The following is a 15,558-nucleotide window of genomic DNA, read 5'->3' as shown; positions in this document are numbered from 1 at the left end:
GAACCTCAGAAGGTCAGGACGGAAACGGGCCGGGGCTTGCGCTCCGCGACCCACAGGCGGACATCGAGCGCCCCCGGCACGGTGGCCGAGCGCGACGGCACGCAGCCCGCAGCACCGAGCCAGCCGGCGATCGCGGCATCGTCGAAGCCCGGCCAGCGATGGGCATGCGCGCCGAGCAGCTCGGCGCGCTGGTGCGGCGCGAGATCCACGATCGCCAGCACGCCGCCGGGCCTGAGCACGCGGCACGCCTCGGCCAGCGCGGCGGCCGGATCCTCGGCGTAGTGCAGCACCATCTGCAGCGTGACCGCATCGAAGGCGGCATCGGGCAGGGCGAGGCGATACATGTCCGCCTGCCGCACCGAGACATGCGACAGGCCGCGCTCGGCCAGGCGCGTGCGCGCCAGCGCCAGCATCTCGCGCGAGGCATCCACGCCGAGCCCCTCCTCGAGCCGGGGCGCGAGGCGCTCGAGCAGCCCGCCCGTGCCGCAGCCGATATCCAGCAGCCGGCCGATGCGCTGGGGCAGGGCGGCGAGCAGCGCCGCCTCGATCCCCGCCCCGTCGAGGCCGAGGGCGCGCATCTCGTCCCAGTCGGCGCCGTGACGGCGGAAGGATTCGGAGGCCGCCCGCGCGCGCTCGGCGGCGAGCCGCGCGGCGGCGCGACGGTCGGCGGCGAGCAGAGGGTCGTCCTCGGGCAGGCGGGCGAGGATCTGCCGCGCGAGGTCGGCATCGCCCGGCACCTGGAACCAGGCATTGGCGCCCTCGGGCGTGCGGACGAGAAGCCCGGCCTCGACCAGCAGCCTGAGGTGGCGCGACAGGCGCGGCTGCGACTGGCCGAGGATGGCCACGAGGTCGCTCACGCACCATGCCCCGCGCGCGCAGAGCGCGAGCAGGCGCAGCCGGGTGGGCTCGGCGGCGGCGCGGAGCTGGGCCAGGAGGTGATCCATGGGTCTTTCCATCACATAAAGATATCATTATGTCCAGCATCCGATGGAAGGCGACCCGCGCATCCCCGTCTCGATCCTGCCCGGCCCGGAGGCCCTGGCGGGCTGGCTCGGCACCGGCGGGCCTGCGGCGCTGCTGACCGATGGGGCGCACCCGGGCACGGGCTTCGCCGCGGCCGAGCGCTTCGCCCCGCGCCCGCTCCATCGCTTCGGATGCGCCTGCTGTTCCGGCCGCCCCGCCGCGGCGCTTGCCCTCGGGCGGCTGTTCCAGGCCCGGGCGCGCGACCCGGGGCTGTGGTTCACGCGCGTCGCGGTGCTCGCGGCCTCCCCCGCCGCGCGTCAGGAGGTCGCGGCGGCGCTCGAGGCGGATGCCGTCACGCGCGCGCGCTTCCGGGCCGGCTGAGCCACGCGGGCTGCCGCGCATGCGCGCGCACCGGGGGCAGGCAGGCGCGGACCGGCGCCTCGGCGCCTCAGCCCGGCAGGGTCCGCTCCCCCTCCCCCAGCGCCTTCTGCATCTGCACCACGTCCACCCAGCGGCCGAATTTCAGCCCCACCGCCTTCAGCACCCCCACCTGCCGGAAGCCGAGCGAGGCATGCAGGCCGATCGAGCCGGCATTCTCGGAATCGCCGATCACCGCGACCATCTGGCGGATGCCCTTCGCCTCCGCCCGCGCGAGCAGTTCCGCGACCAGCGCCTTGCCCACGCCCTGGCCGCGGATGTCGTCGCGCACATAGACCGAGTTCTCGGCCGTGTAGCGATAGGCCGAGCGTGGCCGGAACGGCGCGTAGTAGCCGTAGCCGAGCACCGCGCCCGCCTCGTCGGTGGCCACCAGCCAGGCGAAGCCCGCCTGCTGCACCGCGGCCATGCGCCCGGCCATCTCGGCCTCGCTCGGCGGCACCTCCTCGAAGGTCCCGGCGCCGTGCAGGACGTGGTGGCCGTAGATCGCGGCGATGGCCGGCAGGTCGGCCGCCGTCGCGTCGCGCACCGTCACGCTCATGCCGGCAGCCCCGCCGCGGCGGCCACCTTCTCGGCCAGCGCGAGCAGCGCGCGGTCCCGCCCCGGCGCCGCCACCAGCGAGAGCCCGACCGGCGCGCCCTCCACCTTCCCGGCCGGGATGGTCACCTCCGGCAGGCCGGCGAGGCCGGCGATCGCGGTGACGCCCATGGTCCGCTCGCGCACCGCGTTCTGCTCGGCCTGGGTCGCGCCCAGCAGCGGCGCCGGCAAGGGCGAGGTGGGATAGACCAGCACCGCCCCGCCGCCCAGCAGCCGGTGCAGCCGCGCCTGCACCACGCGGCGGAAGGCCCGGCCCGCCGCCGCCTTGGCGGGATCCATCGCCTTGGCCGCGGCGAAGCGTTCCTTCACGCCGGGGCCGAAGGCCGGGTTCGTCGCCTCGATCCAGGGGCCGAGGCTCGCCCAGGCCTCCGCCGCCTGGGCGCAGCGGAAACGTTCGTAGAAGGTCTCGAGCCCCTCGGGCGCGACATGCACGCAGAGCACGGGGCCGAGCACCGCCTCCGCCGCCTCGAGCCCGCCGGCCAGCGCCGCCGCCGTCGCCGGCTCGGCATTCACCCAGGCCTCCTGCACCTTGAGCAGCGGGCCGAGCGGCCCCTCCCCACCCGGCGGCAGCAGCACCTCCCCGGCGCGGCGCAGCACCGCCGCGCGGGCGGCAAACCAGCCCGCGGTGTCGTAGGAGGGGCCGAGCGGCATCGCGCCGACCAGGCTCACCGCGCCCCAGGACGGGCGGATGCCGTAGATGCCGCAATAGGAGGCCGGGATCCGCACCGAGCCGCCGGTGTCCGAACCCATGGCGATGTCGGCGAGCCCCGCCGCCACCGCCGCCGCCGAGCCGCAGGAGGAGCCGCCCGGGAAGCGGTCCGGCGCGGCCGGGTTGAGCGGCGTGCCGTGCCAGACATTCTCCCCGGTCAGGCCATAGGCCAGTTCGACCGTCTTCGTCTTGCCGACCAGCCGCGCCCCGGCCTCGAGCAGCGCCGTCACCGCCGCCGCATCGGCGGTCGCCGGCGGATGAGTGCGCGCCCAGTCCGGGTTGCCGTAGCCCGTCACGTCGCCGGCGGTGTCGTAGAGATCCTTCACCGCGAAGGTGAGGCCGGCGAGCGGCCCCTCGCTCGCGCCCGCGCGCTCGGTCCTCGGCCCCGGCACGAAGGCGCCGACGCTGTCCTGCTGCATCCCTGCCTGCTCCGTCATGAGGTGGGCAGCGTGGAACAGGCCCGTGCGGGTGGCAACCGGGCCGGCGTGTCCGCGCCGGCCCGGCAGGGCTTGGCGATCAGCGCGCGCGCAGGAACTCCGGCACGTGCAGCAGGATCAGCTCGTTGTCGTCGGCGCGCGTCAGCCGGCGGTCGGCCGAGAAGGGCAGGTTGTTGTCGTTGCCGACGATGATGTGGTTCTCGTCCACCATCGCCACGTTCTCGATGGTGAAGAAGGGGAAGGTGAAGCGCTCGCGCGGGGCGTCGGCCGGCACGTCGCCGCGCTGGCGCGCCACGCCTTCGGGGTCGCGGATCGCCATCAGGTCGATATGGCCGATCTTGCGCACGAAGCCCTCGGCATCCACGGCGCCGAGGTCGATCAGATAGACGCGCTTGAAGCGCGCGGGGTTGGGGAAGCAGGGCCGCTCGGCGGTGCTCTGCTGGCCCTGCGCGCAGGCCAGGCCCGGATCGCCCGCCCCGTCGTCGCGCTCGATGACCAGGGCGCGGCGGTCGTCGATCATGTTGAAGTCGCCGATCGCCGTCGCGCCGGGCTCGAGGCGGTAGCGCAGCACGCGCCCCGTCCAGGCCGCGCGCTGGGCATCGAACTCGAGGATTCGCAGGAACCGCCCCTCGGCCTCGGCCGAGCCCTCGCGGAACAGCGGCTTCTCCAGCATGGCATAGAGGCGGCTGCCGTCGGGCGAGGCCGCCATGCCCTCGTAGCCGCCCGAGCGCGGGACGCGGAAGGCCACGGGCTGGGTCGGATTGGCCGGGACGAGGAGGGCCGGATGGTCGGGCGAGCGCAGCGGCTGGCCGTCGAGCATCGTCTCGACCACCCGCAGCACCCGGCCCGCGGCATCCACATGGATCAGGTAGGGACCGAACTCCTCGCCGATCCAGAAGGTCCCGTCGGGCATGGGCTGGATGCTCTCGAGGTCGAAATCCGCCCCCGTGAGGTAGCGCCGCTCCGTGCCCTCGGTGGCGATGCGGAATGGCACCACGCGGTCGGGATCGGAGAGGAAGATGGTCTGCTGCACCTCGACCTGCCCGGTGCGGAAGTCGGGGCGGATGCGGTGGAACATCAGTAGCGCGTCGGGGCTGTTCGCGCGGTTGCCGAAGCCGTTGTCGGTCAGCACCCACCAGGAGCCGGGCTGCCCGCGCACCGGCGCGATGCCGGAGAAGCCCTGCAGCGGCTGGCCGCGGAAGGGCAGGCTGAGGCCGGTCGCGCGGTTGCCGTAGGCGGGGCCGGTGCTGCCGGGCCGGCTTTCCGGCTGCTCGTTGCGCTGCACCGGCCCGCCCGTGAATCGGCCCGAGATCGCGAAGCCCGGCGGCGCATCGGCCGGCGGGGCGATGAAGGTCGCCGCGGGCAGGATGGCGTGGCCCGCGAGCCGCGCCTCGAAGCGCTGGTCGGCGAGCGCGGGCCCGGCGAGAAGGACGCAGGTGGCGAGAAGAAGTCGGCGCATGGGTCTCCCCCGTTCGAGGACGGGGCGCGCCTTTAGACCCGGCCCGTTGCCCGGGGGTGACGGCGGCGTTTCACCTCTGCGAAATCGCCGCGCGCTCAGGTCGCGTGGATCAGCGCCACCTTCGTCGCCGCGCCGACGAGCACGGCGGCGGCGATCGCCGGTCCCTCCCCGCGGCGATGGATGGCGCCATAGGCGATGGCGGCGAGGATCAGGGCCCAGCCCAGGATCCCGGTGACGGAGGGCTCAAGCATGGGGCATCTCCCGGCGTCTTGGCCGCCCGAGGGGCGGCGATGGGGGACATGGGAATCCCGCCCCGCGCGCCGCAAGCCCCGCCCGCTCGGGGGCTGTTTCGGAATGCCGGCACCGGCCCGCTTCCTCGCCCGCCTGCCCAAGGCTTGATGGGTGGCCAAGCCGGGCTAGGGAGCGGGCCGGTGCCGGACTGCGGGATGCGCCGGTCGGCGCATCATCAAGCCGTCTCTCAGCCCCGGAAGGCGGCGAGCCCCTGCCGCGGCGCCCCGTCGGGGGCCCAGTTCGAATCGTCCAGCCAGCGGGCGATCGCATCCCGCCGCGCCGGCCATTCATCGCCGAGGATCGAGAACCACGCCGTGTCGCGCCGCCGCCCCTTGACCACCAGCACGTTGCGCAGCGTGCCCTCGTAGGTGAAGCCGAGCCGCGCCGCCGCCCGGCGGGAGGGCATGTTCAGCGCGTTGCACTTCCAGGTCAGGCGCCGGTAGCCGAGGTCGTCCATGGCGTGGCGCATCAGCAGGAACATCGCCTCGGTCGCGGCGCGGCTGCGCTGCATCCGGGGCGAGAACCAGATGTTCCCGATCTCGATATGCGCATGAGCGGGCTGGATCTCCATCAGCGTCAGCCAGCCATCCGCCGTGCCCGTCACATGCGGCCGCACCGCCCAGGCCATCGGGTCGTGGGTGGTGGCGAAGCCGCCGAGGAATCGCGCCAGCGCCGCCTCGTCGGCGAAGGGCCCGTAGCCGAGATAGGCCCAGGAGGCCCCGGTCGGGTCGCTCTGCGCCGCGCGCCAGAGTTCGGGCGCATGGCGCAGGTGCAGCGGCTCGAGATCCACCGACCGACCGCGATGGGCCACGCGCGCAGGCAGCGGGCGCGGCGTCGGGTCCACCAGGGGGCCGAGGGGCGGGTCGGTGGCGGGGTCCCAGGGGACGCCTTCGGGCAGGTCGCTCATGCGCGCAACAGAGACCGGGGGCGGAGAGCGCGCAAGCCCGCCCCCGTCTTTCCCGTTGCACCCGCTGCCGCGCCGCAGCACAAGACGCCCGCCATGAACGACGCGCCCGCCCCCGCCGCCCCGGTCATCCCCGCCGCCTATTTCGGCGAGCGCGTGACCTGGGTCCATCACTGGACCGACCGCCTGTTCTCCTTCCGCTGCACGCGCGACCCCGCCTTCCGCTTCCGTGCGGGCGAGTTCGCCATGATCGGGCTGATGGTGAACGGCAAGCCGCTGGTCCGCGCCTATTCGATGGCCAGCCCGACCTGGGAGGAGGAGCTGGAGTTCCTCTCGATCAAGGTGCAGGACGGGCCGCTGACATCGCGCCTGCAGCACATCGCGGTGGGCGACACGGTGCTGATCGGCCGCAAGCCCACCGGCACGCTGGTGACGGACAACCTGCTGCCCGGGCGCACGCTGTGGCTGCTCGCCACCGGCACCGGCCTCGCGCCCTTCCTCAGCCTCGCGCGCGAGCCCGATGTCTATGAACGCTACGAGACGGTCGTGGTCGCCCATACCGTGCGGCAGGTGGCCGAACTCGCCCATCGCGCTCTGTTCGAGGAGGAACTGCCCGCGCACGAGTTCCTCGGCGAGATGGTCCGCGGCAAGCTGCGCTACTACCCCTCGGTCACGCGCGAGCCCTTCCGCACCCAGGGGCGCATCACAGAACTCGTGGAATCGGGGCGGATATTCGCCGATCTCGGCCTGCCGCCGCTCGACCCCGCGCATGACCGGGTGATGCTCTGCGGCTCCGAGGCGATGAACCGGGACTGCAAGGCCATGCTGGAAGCCCGCGGCTTCGAGGAAGGCGCCAACAGCGCGCCCGGCACCTATGTGGTCGAGAAGGCCTTCGTAACGAAATAGGCCCGCGGCGGCGCGGCGGGCGCGATCCCCATTGCGCGCCATCCGCCGCTCCCATATTGGCTGGTGCTGCATCATGCCGGGGATCCATGAACGAGCCCGGCCTCAAGGGAGGGTCACGATGACCGACGAGAAGGCGCCGGTGCCGGCGCGGCGTGGTTTCCTCAAGGCGGCGGCGGTGGCCGGCGCTGGCGCGGCGGTGCTCGCGACGCCGGGCGTCAGCCGGGCGCAGACCGTCACCTGGCGCTTCCAGTCCACCTGGCCCGCGCGGGACATCTTCCATGAATTCGCCCAGGACTACGTGAACCGCGTCAACGCCATGGCCGGCGGGCGGCTTCGCCTGGAGCTGCTTCCCGCGGGCGCGGTGGTCGGCGCCTTCCAGCTGATCGACGCGGTCTCGGCCGGCACGCTCGATGGCGGGCATGGCGTCTCGGCCTACTGGTTCGGCAAGAACAAGGCGTTCAGCCTGTTCGGCACGCCGCCGGCCTGGTTCTACGACGCGAACTCCTACCTCGCCTGGTTCTATTACGGCGGCGGCGAGGCGCTCTACAACGAGCTCATCGGCCAGATCCTGCGCGTGAACGTGGTCGGCTTCCAGACCGGGCCGATGCCGACCCAGCCGCTCGGCTGGTTCCGCAACCCGATCACCAATGTCGATCAGCTCCGCGGCCTGAAGTACCGCACCGTGGGCCTCGCGACCGACCTGTTCAACGCCCTCGGCTCGGCCGTCACGGCCCTGCCCGGCGGCGAGATCGTGCCCGCGCTGGAGCGCGGCGTGATCGACGGCGCGGAGTTCAACAACCCGTCCTCGGACCGCGTGCTCGGCTTCCCGGACGTGGCCAAGAACTACATGATCCAGTCCTACCACCAGAACACCGAGACCTTCGAGGTCCTGTTCAACAAGGCGAAGTACGACGCCCTGCCGGCGGAGCTGAAGGCGATCATCCGCCATTCGGCCGAGGCCGCCTCGGCCGACATGTCCTGGAAGCAGCAGCTGCGCTACCCGAACGACCTGCAGGCCATGGCCTCGACGCAGGGCGTGAACGTGCAGGTCACGCCGCGCCCGATCCTGGAAGCGCAGCTCCGCGCCTGGGACGGCGTGATCCGCAACCTGGAATCCGACGCCTTCTTCAAGAAGGTGACGGACAGCCAGCGCGAGTGGTGCCGCCGCGTCAGCGCCTTCTACCTGCGCTACCAGGCGAGCCCGGCGCTCGCCTACAACCACTTCTTCGCGCGCGGCTGACCCGGCGCGCAATGCCTCAAGCCCGCCCCGCGCGGAACGGGGCGGGCTTTCTTCTGGGGCGCCCGCAGCCCCTGACACAGCCGGGCGGATGACGGGCACGGGGAGGCCCACCGCATGCCAGCGCAGTCGCTGCTGCTCACGATCGACCGCATCAGCACCTTCATCGGCAAGGCCTTCGCCTGGCTGATCGTGGGGCTGACGGTGGCCATCTGCTACGAGGTCTTCGCGCGCTACTTCTTCCGCGCGCCGACCACCTGGGCCTTCGACGTCTCCTACATGCTCTACGGCACGCTGTTCATGTGCGCGGGCGCCTATACGATGAGCCGCGGCGGGCATGTGCGGGCTGACTTCCTCTATCGCCTCGCGCCCGATCGGGTGCAGGCGGTGCTCGATCTCGGCCTCTACCTGCTCTTCTTCTTCCCGGCCATGGCGGCGCTGGTCTGGTTCGGCTGGGACTTCTTCGCCCAGTCCTTCCACCAGAACGAGCGGTCCTCCTTCTCCCCCGTCGGCCCCTACATCTGGCCGTTCAAGTTCGTCATCCCCGCGGTTGGCCTGCTGATGATCCTGCAGGGCATCGCCGAGGCCATGCGCTGCGTGATGACACTGCGGAACGGACGCTGGCCGCCGCGGCTCGGCGACGTGCAGGAGATGGAGGAGGTCGCGCTCCAGCAGGCCGGGAAGATCCACGCCGCGGAGGCCGCGCGATGAGCGACCCCGTCCTCGGCATGGTGATGCTGGGCAGCTTCATCGTCGTGATCCTGCTCGGCTTCCCGGTCGCCTTCACGCTGATGGCGATGGGCATCGGCTTCGGCTACCTCTCGCTCGAGATGCGCGTCTTCGACCTGCTGGTGCAGCGCACCTATGCGGTCATGGCGAACGACGTGCTGATCTCGATCCCGCTCTTCATCTTCATGGGCTACGTGATCGAGCGGGCGAACATCCTCGACCGGCTGTTCCGCGCGCTGCAGCTGGCCTCGGGCGGGCTGCCGGGCGCGCTCGCGGTCGCCACGCTCGCCACCTGCGCGATGTTCGCCACCGCCACGGGCATCGTCGGCGCGGTGGTCACGCTGATGGGTCTGCTCGCCTTCCCGGCCATGCTGCGCGCGGGCTACGACGCGCGCCTTGCGGCTGGCGTGGTCTGCGCGGGCGGGTGCCTCGGCATCCTGATCCCGCCCTCGATCATGTTCATCCTCTACGGCGCGACGACCGGCACCTCGGTCGCACGCCTCTACGCGGCCGCCTTCCTGCCGGGGCTCGGCCTCGCCGCGCTCTACATGGCCTATGTGATGATCCTCGCGCTGCTGCGCCCGTCCATGGCCCCGAAGCTGCCGCCCGAGGAGCGCGACGTGCCTTTCGGCACCGTCCTTCTCGCCGTGCTCACCTCCTTCGTGCCGCTCGCGGTGCTCATCATGGCGGTGCTGGGGGCGATCCTGCTCGGCCTCGCGACCCCGTCGGAGGCGGCGGCCATGGGCTCGGCGGGCGCGGTGCTGCTCGCCATCGCCTACCGCGCCTTCACCTTCGAGAAGCTGAAGGAAAGCGTCTTCCTCACCGCGCGCACCACCGCGATGGTCTGCTGGCTGTTCGTCGGCGCCTACATCTTCACCTCGGTCTTCGGCTATCTCGGCGGCCACCATGTGGTCGAGAAGTGGTTCGTGGAGGATCTCAACCTCAGCCCCGTGACCTTCCTCATGGTCACGCAGCTCATCATCTTCGTCCTCGGCTGGCCGCTCGAATGGTCGGAGATCGTGCTGATCTTCGTGCCGATCTTCCTGCCGCTGCTCGACACCTTCGGCATCGACCCGATCTTCTTCGGCGTGCTGGTCGGGCTGAACCTGCAGACCTCCTTCATGACGCCGCCGGTCGCCATGGCGGCCTACTACCTCAAGGGCGTGGCGCCGCCGCAGGTGAAGCTCGGGCAGATCTTCGCGGGCTGCCTGCCCTTCGTCGGCATCGTCGTCCTCGCCATGACCATGCTCTACATCTTCCCCGAGATCGCGACCTGGCTGCCCTCCTACCTCTACGACACGCCGCAGACCGGCGGTTCGGGGGCGGATGTGCTGCAGGCGCCCTCCGGCGGCTTCCAGGTGGATGAAGAGCCGCAACTGCCCTCGCTGAACTGAATGCAGGAGGAAGCGCGACAGGTCCTCGCCGGCGCGATCGTCGAGGCGATCGAGACCGGCAACCCGATCGCCCCGCTCGAGCCTGCGCTGCGGCCTGCCGGCCTCGCGGAAGGGGAGGCGGTGGCCGAGGCGGTGCTCGATGCGCTCGGCCAGGCCCCCTGTGGGCTGCGGCTGCTGCGCGGCGCGGGCGGCGGCTGGCTGGCCGGCCCGCTGCTGCCGGGGCGCCTGCTCGCCGACGGCGCGGTGATCGCCTGGTCGGCCCTGCGCCGGCCGCGCGTCTCGGCCGGCATCCTCGGCGTGCTCGCCGAGGCGCTGGAGCCCGGGGCCGACACGCCGCCCCGCTTCGCCCGCCTGCATGCCGCGCTCGACCTCGCCTCCAGCCGCTTCCGCGACGGCGCGGCGGACGAGGCGCACTCGGTCGCGGACCTCGCCGATCTCGGCTACGTCGTCACCGGCCGGCCCGGCGCCCTGCCGGCCGGGCCGGTCGCGGTGTCCTGCGCGCCCGGCGCGAAGCGGCCGCGCGGTTCGGCGGAGGATCTGGCCGCCGGCTTCGCGGCGGCGGCCGCGGCGGCACGGCGGCTGGGCGGCCTGCCTGCCGGCGCGGTGCTCATGCTGGCCGGGCTCGGGGCCGCGTCGGTGCCGGCTGCGGGCGAGCGATGGACGGCGCGGGTCGCCGGCCTCGGGCGCGCGCAGGCGCTGATCGGCGAGGCGTCATCGGGCGAGGACGCGCCGGCAGCCTGACAAACCGGTGCACGGCGCCTCACGCCGGAAGGGGCAGGGTTCGTCCTTCCGCGTCCCGCCCTGGCGCGCGGCACAGGCGGAGCGGCCGCGCGCGAGGCACGAGGCCGAGCCGATCGAACGAGGATCGCCCCCCAGCCGTCCGTCAGGCCCCGAACAGATAGGCGAGCACCATCGCCAGCCCCGTGCAGACCCACAGCGCGAAGGCGGCGAGCGCCACGCGCTCGGCATGCCAGACGAGCCGCTCGCGCAGCACCTCCCCCGCGGCGGCGGCGATGCGGCGCGCCTCCGGCCCCCGGGTCAGGTGCTGCCGCTCATGGGCCAGCAGCATCCACATCTCGGTGTCGCGGATGTCCCGCCATGGCGAGAGGATCACGCGCAGCCAGATCACGCCGCAGACGAGCGAGGTGAGGATCGCGCCGGAGCGGAAGGCCAGCACGAGGTCGAAGGACAGGCCGATCATCACGGTCGCGATGCCGAGCGCCGCGAAGCCGCAGGCCCGGCGGATCGAGAGATCGGCGAGGGTCTGCAGGATCTCCATGGTCCCACCCCGCAAGCCCGCTGATGACACCCCGCATGTGTGCGCGCCGCGTCGTCCGACAAGGCCCGCCCTGCGCGGGCGACCCTGCCGGATTGTTCGGCGGCATCGGATGCGCAGGGGGCACGACGGGGGCCGGGGGCAACCGCCATCGGGCATGGCCGTGGCAGCCCGCGCCAAGGCCCGCGAAGCGGGAACCGAGACCGTCGCGCGAACGGTTTGGCATGTCGCATGCCTGCATCGCGCCCACGGCCGTTGGGGCGCCCGCACGCCACACCAGCCCCTGATGCCCGGCGGGCCGAGGTTGATCCCGCGTCCGCCGGGGATGTTGCCCCGCGGAGGGGAGTGGAACCCTTGTCCGCCCGCCGGCAGTCAGCCGCCCCTGGCGACCAGCGCCAGCGCGGTGATGATCGCCGCACCCGAAAGCCAGACACGCATCGCGACGTCGAGCCCGGCACCGAGCCGCTCCACGATCGCCGCCGGCACCGCCGAGAGCAGCAGCGTCGCGGTCGAGACGATGAGCGAGGCGCCGTAGAAGACGATCTCGGCGGTCGGCGGCAGCATCTCGGGCAGCCAGACGGGGTGGAAGAACACCACGTAGATCAGCGCCGGGCTGACCAGCCCATGCATGAGGCAGGTGCCGACGGTGAAGACGAAGAGGGTCTCGCGCGTCATGGCCTCAGCCTCCGGCCGGCGGCGCAAGGCGCGGGGCCATGCCGGCGCCGATCATGAACAGCCCGATGGTCCAGCGCAGCGCCATCAGCCAGCAGAAGGCGACGAGCGGCAGGAAGACGGGCGTGACGTAGCTCGGCACCAGCACGCGCGCCGTGCCCACCGCCCAGTCCGTGAGGAAGCGGAAGCCCCGCCAGATATAGTTGGGGCTGTCGGGGGGCAGGAAGGCGGACATCAGGAATCGCCCGATGCAGGACCAGGCCACCAGGGCGAGGATGTAGTTGACGATCCAGAAGGGCAGATGCCCCAGGACGAACTCGTTCATGGCACCCGCAAAGTGACGGGGCGGCCGCATCGCTGCAACCGCCCCGGATGGATGTGGCAGGCCCCCGCGCGCGGGGGCCGTGCCGGCCTACTCCTTCACCGCCGCGCGGGAGTCGGCCAGCCGCACGCCGCCCTTCGGGATGCGGATGGACTCGACGAAGTCCTGCATCGCCTGGGACGGCGCCTTGGTGAACTGCGACACCACGTAGATGGTGAGGAAGGCGAGCGGCACGCCGAAGATGCCGCCCGAGATGTTGTTGATGCCCCACAGGCGCGCCACGATGCGCCCGCGCAGCACCACATGGTCGGTGCTCATGCCGAGACCCGTCAGCGCCTTGCCGAACCAGGCCATCGCGCCGTCCTGCAGGGTCGCCGCATTGGCGACGATGCCCGCGGCATAGGCCTTGAGCTCGGCCGACGCCTGCGGCATGGCCGCGGCCGCCTGCGCCGCGCGCAGGATGGCCTCCTTCGTGCCGAAGACCTGCAGGAAGGACAGCCCGCCGAACTCCGACCACATCAGGTAGCCGAACGTCGCGACGTAGCCCACGAGCATGCCGAGGCAGGCCGCGGTGTTCGTCGTCCGCTTGTACCACACACCCATCACCAGCGCGGCGAAGAGCCCCGCGGCGGCGATGGAGAAGGCCCAGGCGACGAGGAACAGGATGTCCGCCCCCGCATTCCCCGCCGTCCAGGCCGCGAAGAGCGCGACGCAGATGAGCAGGACACGCGCGATGATGAGCCGCTGCTTGGTCGGCGCATTGGGGTTGATCATCTTGTAGTAGACGTCGTGGCTGAGCGCATTGGCCAGCGCCAGCAGCAGCCCGTCCGCGGTGGACAGCGCCGCGGCCAGGCCGCCCGCCGCCACCATGCCCGCGATCACATAGGGCATGCCCGCGATTTCGGGCGTGGCGAGCACGACCACGTCCGGGTGGATGCGGAACTCGTTCCACTGCAGGATGCCGTCGTTGTTGACATCCACGATGTTGATCCACGGCGTGCCGTAGGGCGAGATGATCTGCCATGCCCGCACCCATTCGGGCAGCGCCGCGATCGGCTGGTTGATGAAGTTCTGGTAGATCTCGAGCTTCGCGAAGGCGGCATAGGCCGGCGCCGTGAAGTAGAGCAGGAAGATGAAGAACAGCGACCACGCCACCGAGTTGCGCGCCTCGCGCACCGACGGCGTGGTGAAGTAGCGCATCAGGATGTGCGGCAGCGCCGCGGTGCCGACCATCAGGCAGAACACCAGGGCGAAGAAGTTCACCGCCGCGGGCATGGAGAACTGTCCGTTCGCCCCGACGAAGGGCGCCGAATGGAAGCCCGTCACCCCGGGCGGCGGCACCTGCCCCGCGGCGCGGAAGGCCTGCTCCAGCCCCTCGATGCGTTCCAGCGCGAAGCCGTACATGAGCTGCGGCACCGGCACGCCCGTGACCTTCACCGACATCAGGATGGCCGGGATCAGGTAGGCGATGATCAGGATGATGTACTGCGCCACCTGGGTCCAGGTGACCGCGCGCATGCCGCCCAGCATCGAGCAGACGAGAATGCCCGCGAGGCCGAGGAACACCGCCACCGCGAAGGAGACGTCGAGGAAGCGCTGGGTGATGATGCCCACGCCGACGATCTGCGCGACGACATAGACGAAGGAGGCGGTGACCAGCACAAGCACGCCGATCGAGCGCGCGAAGTTCCCGCCATAGCGGGCGCCGAGGAAGTCCGGCACCGTGTACTGGCCGAACTTGCGCAGGTAGGGCGCGAGCAGGATGGCCACCAGCATGTAGCCGCCCGTCCAGCCCAGGATGAAGGCGAGCCCGCCATAGCCCAGCGCATAGAGGCTGCCCGCCATGCCGATGAAGGAGGCCGCCGACATCCAGTCGGAGCCGGTCGCCATGCCGTTGTAGATGGCCGGCACCCTTCGCCCGGCGACGTAGTATTCCGCGACCTGCGCGGTGCGGCTGATGATGCCGATATAGGCGTAGACGCCGATCGTGAGGAACACGAACAGGTAGCCGATGATCCGGTTCGGCACGCCCATCTGCTCGAGGATGCCGAGGATGACGACGAAGCCGAGGAAGCCGCCCGTGTAGCCGGCGTAGATCTTGTTGAGGTTCGAGATGAAGGGGTCCTTGCCCCCGGAGGTGCTCGCGGACATGGCTCAGCGGTCCTCCTGCACGCCGAACTCCTCGTCGATCCGGTTCTGCTTCCGGGCGAACCAGTAGAGGCCGACGACGAAGATGATCAGGCTGCCCTGCGCGGCGAAGTAGAAGCCCAGCGGAAAGCCGAGCACGCGCACCTGGTTGAGCGAGGGCGCGAAGATGTGGATGACGAAGCCCGAGAGGAACCAGATCAGGAGCACCGTCCACATCAGGGACGAGGTCTTCTTCCAGTACGCCTTGGCTGTCGCCTCGTCGATGCTTGCCGGTGGCGCTCCGCCACCGTCCTTGGTTTCCTCGGCGAGCGGCATTCTCGCATTCTCCCCCTGTGTTATACCCGCCACGAGGCGGCTTTCTTCCCAGCTAATGAACGCGTAGCACCTTGTCGCGGGCCGCTCAATCACGGCGTTTCCGGCGGATGAAGGATTCGAAAAGCGTGCTCGCGAAATGGCTGCGCCGCCGTCAGGCCCCTTCCGACACCAGGGCCTTCCGCGATTTCCTGGGCCGCCAGGCCGCCTTCATCGCGCAGAAGACCGTCATCGACTATTGCCGCGTGAAGTCCGGGCGCAGCGAGCAGGTGCTCTTCGCCGACCCCGATTTCCGCGCCGCCCTCGACCATTGCCGCTGGGAGGTCTTCCTCGCCGCGCTCGCCGACACCGCCGCCCTTGCCGAGGGCTGGCTGCGGCCGCACGCGCCGGGGCGGGAGCCCGCGCTCGCCGCCGCCCTGGTCGGGCTGCATGCGGCGATCCTCGCCGAGTCGCTCGCCCTCGCCGGCCGGGATCAGCCGGCCGAGGCGGTCCCGGCGGCCATCGCGGCGCATCTCGCGCGGCTCCAGCTCGCCCCGCCCCACCCGGCCAACACCATGCCGCTCGCGGCCGAGGCGCCGCTGCTCGCGACCCTGCCCATCCACCCCGACCAGCGCCGCGGCGAGGAGCCCTCCATCCTCGGCGCGCTGCGCTTCCATGTCGTGACCACCCAGCAGGAGATGGAGCGCCGGTTCGACGCGCCCGCGACGGCGCGCCTGCTGCTCGCCTCATCGCCTGACGCCTGACGGCGCGGCGCAGGCTCGGGCATA

At 71.8% G+C, this 15,558-nt stretch carries 18 protein-coding genes; 7 read left to right on the top strand and 11 right to left on the bottom strand.

All coding sequences use genetic code 11. The features are described from left to right. Positions 1-5 precede the first annotated feature (5 nt). Positions 6-944, bottom strand: coding sequence for an ArsR/SmtB family transcription factor (locus FHS88_RS13140; RefSeq protein ID WP_184485378.1), 939 nt, complete (start codon positions 942-944; stop codon positions 6-8). Between the two features lie 43 nt (positions 945-987). Here FHS88_RS13140 and FHS88_RS13135 point away from each other — a divergent pair, with 43 nt between their 5' ends. Continuing rightward, positions 988-1,344: a hypothetical protein gene (locus FHS88_RS13135; protein ID WP_184485376.1), complete on the top strand. Its 357-nt coding sequence runs from the start codon at positions 988-990 to the stop codon at positions 1,342-1,344. Between the two features lie 67 nt (positions 1,345-1,411). Here FHS88_RS13135 and FHS88_RS13130 read toward each other — a convergent pair whose 3' ends face one another. The 5 genes from FHS88_RS13130 to FHS88_RS13110 form a co-directional block, all read right to left on the bottom strand. Continuing rightward, entirely contained in the window at positions 1,412-1,939 is a 528-nt protein-coding gene (locus FHS88_RS13130; RefSeq protein ID WP_184485374.1) for a GNAT family N-acetyltransferase, read from the bottom strand. Beyond that, positions 1,936-3,141, bottom strand: coding sequence for an amidase (locus tag FHS88_RS13125; RefSeq protein WP_211842640.1), 1,206 nt, complete (start codon positions 3,139-3,141; stop codon positions 1,936-1,938). Before FHS88_RS13125 ends, FHS88_RS13130 begins: the two co-directional genes overlap by 4 nt. Positions 3,142-3,220: 79 nt before the next feature. After that, a complete protein-coding gene (locus tag FHS88_RS13120; protein WP_184485372.1) occupies positions 3,221-4,600 on the bottom strand; it encodes an esterase-like activity of phytase family protein in 1,380 nt (459 codons plus the stop codon). A 95-nt stretch (positions 4,601-4,695) separates the two neighbouring features. Continuing rightward, positions 4,696-4,851 (bottom strand): hypothetical protein, encoded by a 156-nt coding sequence (locus FHS88_RS13115; RefSeq protein WP_184485370.1) that lies wholly within the window; start codon positions 4,849-4,851, stop codon positions 4,696-4,698. A 227-nt stretch (positions 4,852-5,078) separates the two neighbouring features. After that, positions 5,079-5,798 (bottom strand): GNAT family N-acetyltransferase, encoded by a 720-nt coding sequence (locus tag FHS88_RS13110; protein ID WP_184485368.1) that lies wholly within the window; start codon positions 5,796-5,798, stop codon positions 5,079-5,081. 93 nt (positions 5,799-5,891) lie between these two features. On the opposite strand from FHS88_RS13110, the gene FHS88_RS13105 reads away from it, so the two are divergent. The 5 genes from FHS88_RS13105 to FHS88_RS13085 all read left to right on the top strand — a co-directional run bounded on the left by FHS88_RS13105 (position 5,892) and on the right by FHS88_RS13085 (position 10,802). After that, positions 5,892-6,701, top strand: coding sequence for a ferredoxin--NADP reductase (locus FHS88_RS13105; protein WP_184485366.1), 810 nt, complete (start codon positions 5,892-5,894; stop codon positions 6,699-6,701). A 118-nt stretch (positions 6,702-6,819) separates the two neighbouring features. Then, positions 6,820-7,941 carry a TRAP transporter substrate-binding protein gene (locus FHS88_RS13100; protein ID WP_184485364.1) on the top strand — a complete coding sequence of 374 codons (1,122 nt, stop codon included), beginning with the start codon at positions 6,820-6,822 and terminating at the stop codon, positions 7,939-7,941. 114 nt (positions 7,942-8,055) lie between these two features. Beyond that, positions 8,056-8,649, top strand: coding sequence for a TRAP transporter small permease subunit (locus FHS88_RS13095; protein ID WP_184485362.1), 594 nt, complete (start codon positions 8,056-8,058; stop codon positions 8,647-8,649). Next, entirely contained in the window at positions 8,646-10,061 is a 1,416-nt protein-coding gene (locus tag FHS88_RS13090; RefSeq protein WP_184485359.1) for a TRAP transporter large permease, read from the top strand. Before FHS88_RS13095 ends, FHS88_RS13090 begins: the two co-directional genes overlap by 4 nt. Then, a complete protein-coding gene (locus FHS88_RS13085; protein ID WP_184485357.1) occupies positions 10,062-10,802 on the top strand; it encodes a hypothetical protein in 741 nt (246 codons plus the stop codon). A gap of 142 nt (positions 10,803-10,944) precedes the next feature. Here FHS88_RS13085 and FHS88_RS13080 read toward each other — a convergent pair whose 3' ends face one another. The 5 genes from FHS88_RS13080 to FHS88_RS13060 form a co-directional block, all read right to left on the bottom strand. Beyond that, positions 10,945-11,340 (bottom strand): hypothetical protein, encoded by a 396-nt coding sequence (locus tag FHS88_RS13080; RefSeq protein ID WP_184485355.1) that lies wholly within the window; start codon positions 11,338-11,340, stop codon positions 10,945-10,947. Between the two features lie 369 nt (positions 11,341-11,709). After that, the gene (locus FHS88_RS13075; RefSeq protein ID WP_184485353.1) at positions 11,710-12,012 is read right to left on the bottom strand and encodes a hypothetical protein; all 303 of its coding nucleotides are present in this window, start codon (positions 12,010-12,012) and stop codon (positions 11,710-11,712) included. Positions 12,013-12,016: 4 nt separating this feature from the next. After that, positions 12,017-12,334, bottom strand: a complete 318-nt coding sequence (locus tag FHS88_RS13070; protein ID WP_184485351.1) for a YggT family protein — start codon at positions 12,332-12,334, stop codon at positions 12,017-12,019. 87 nt (positions 12,335-12,421) lie between these two features. Beyond that, on the bottom strand, positions 12,422-14,482 hold the full coding sequence (locus FHS88_RS13065; protein ID WP_184485349.1) for a sodium:solute symporter family protein: 2,061 nt from the start codon (positions 14,480-14,482) through the stop codon (positions 12,422-12,424). Between the two features lie 3 nt (positions 14,483-14,485). Continuing rightward, on the bottom strand, positions 14,486-14,794 hold the full coding sequence (locus tag FHS88_RS13060; protein ID WP_184485347.1) for a DUF4212 domain-containing protein: 309 nt from the start codon (positions 14,792-14,794) through the stop codon (positions 14,486-14,488). A gap of 107 nt (positions 14,795-14,901) precedes the next feature. On the opposite strand from FHS88_RS13060, the gene FHS88_RS13055 reads away from it, so the two are divergent. Beyond that, the gene (locus FHS88_RS13055; protein ID WP_184485345.1) at positions 14,902-15,534 is read left to right on the top strand and encodes a hypothetical protein; all 633 of its coding nucleotides are present in this window, start codon (positions 14,902-14,904) and stop codon (positions 15,532-15,534) included. Positions 15,535-15,558: the final 24 nt, after the last annotated feature.

Origin of the sequence: Neoroseomonas alkaliterrae, from assembly GCF_014199195.1 — a bacterium.
GTDB lineage: Bacteria > Pseudomonadota > Alphaproteobacteria > Acetobacterales > Acetobacteraceae > Neoroseomonas > Neoroseomonas alkaliterrae.
This window is presented reverse-complemented; position numbering and strand designations above follow the sequence as displayed.

Excerpts from the sequence above, each read along its gene's own strand:
- FHS88_RS13085 (WP_184485357.1), top strand. The coding sequence starts at position 10,062 with ATGCAGGAGGAAGCGCGACAGGTCCTCGCCGGCGCGATCGTCGAGGCG.
- FHS88_RS13130 (WP_184485374.1), bottom strand. The coding sequence starts at position 1,939 with ATGAGCGTGACGGTGCGCGACGCGACGGCGGCCGACCTGCCGGCCATC.
- FHS88_RS13110 (WP_184485368.1), bottom strand. The coding sequence starts at position 5,798 with ATGAGCGACCTGCCCGAAGGCGTCCCCTGGGACCCCGCCACCGACCCG.
- FHS88_RS13070 (WP_184485351.1), bottom strand. The coding sequence starts at position 12,334 with ATGAACGAGTTCGTCCTGGGGCATCTGCCCTTCTGGATCGTCAACTAC.
- FHS88_RS13125 (WP_211842640.1), bottom strand. The coding sequence starts at position 3,141 with ATGACGGAGCAGGCAGGGATGCAGCAGGACAGCGTCGGCGCCTTCGTG.
- FHS88_RS13140 (WP_184485378.1), bottom strand. The coding sequence starts at position 944 with ATGGATCACCTCCTGGCCCAGCTCCGCGCCGCCGCCGAGCCCACCCGG.
- FHS88_RS13075 (WP_184485353.1), bottom strand. The coding sequence starts at position 12,012 with ATGACGCGCGAGACCCTCTTCGTCTTCACCGTCGGCACCTGCCTCATG.
- FHS88_RS13120 (WP_184485372.1), bottom strand. The coding sequence starts at position 4,600 with ATGCGCCGACTTCTTCTCGCCACCTGCGTCCTTCTCGCCGGGCCCGCG.
- FHS88_RS13060 (WP_184485347.1), bottom strand. The coding sequence starts at position 14,794 with ATGCCGCTCGCCGAGGAAACCAAGGACGGTGGCGGAGCGCCACCGGCA.
- FHS88_RS13105 (WP_184485366.1), top strand. The coding sequence starts at position 5,892 with ATGAACGACGCGCCCGCCCCCGCCGCCCCGGTCATCCCCGCCGCCTAT.
- FHS88_RS13080 (WP_184485355.1), bottom strand. The coding sequence starts at position 11,340 with ATGGAGATCCTGCAGACCCTCGCCGATCTCTCGATCCGCCGGGCCTGC.
- FHS88_RS13065 (WP_184485349.1), bottom strand. The coding sequence starts at position 14,482 with ATGTCCGCGAGCACCTCCGGGGGCAAGGACCCCTTCATCTCGAACCTC.
- FHS88_RS13100 (WP_184485364.1), top strand. The coding sequence starts at position 6,820 with ATGACCGACGAGAAGGCGCCGGTGCCGGCGCGGCGTGGTTTCCTCAAG.
- FHS88_RS13090 (WP_184485359.1), top strand. The coding sequence starts at position 8,646 with ATGAGCGACCCCGTCCTCGGCATGGTGATGCTGGGCAGCTTCATCGTC.
- FHS88_RS13115 (WP_184485370.1), bottom strand. The coding sequence starts at position 4,851 with ATGCTTGAGCCCTCCGTCACCGGGATCCTGGGCTGGGCCCTGATCCTC.
- FHS88_RS13095 (WP_184485362.1), top strand. The coding sequence starts at position 8,056 with ATGCCAGCGCAGTCGCTGCTGCTCACGATCGACCGCATCAGCACCTTC.
- FHS88_RS13135 (WP_184485376.1), top strand. The coding sequence starts at position 988 with ATGGAAGGCGACCCGCGCATCCCCGTCTCGATCCTGCCCGGCCCGGAG.
- FHS88_RS13055 (WP_184485345.1), top strand. The coding sequence starts at position 14,902 with ATGAAGGATTCGAAAAGCGTGCTCGCGAAATGGCTGCGCCGCCGTCAG.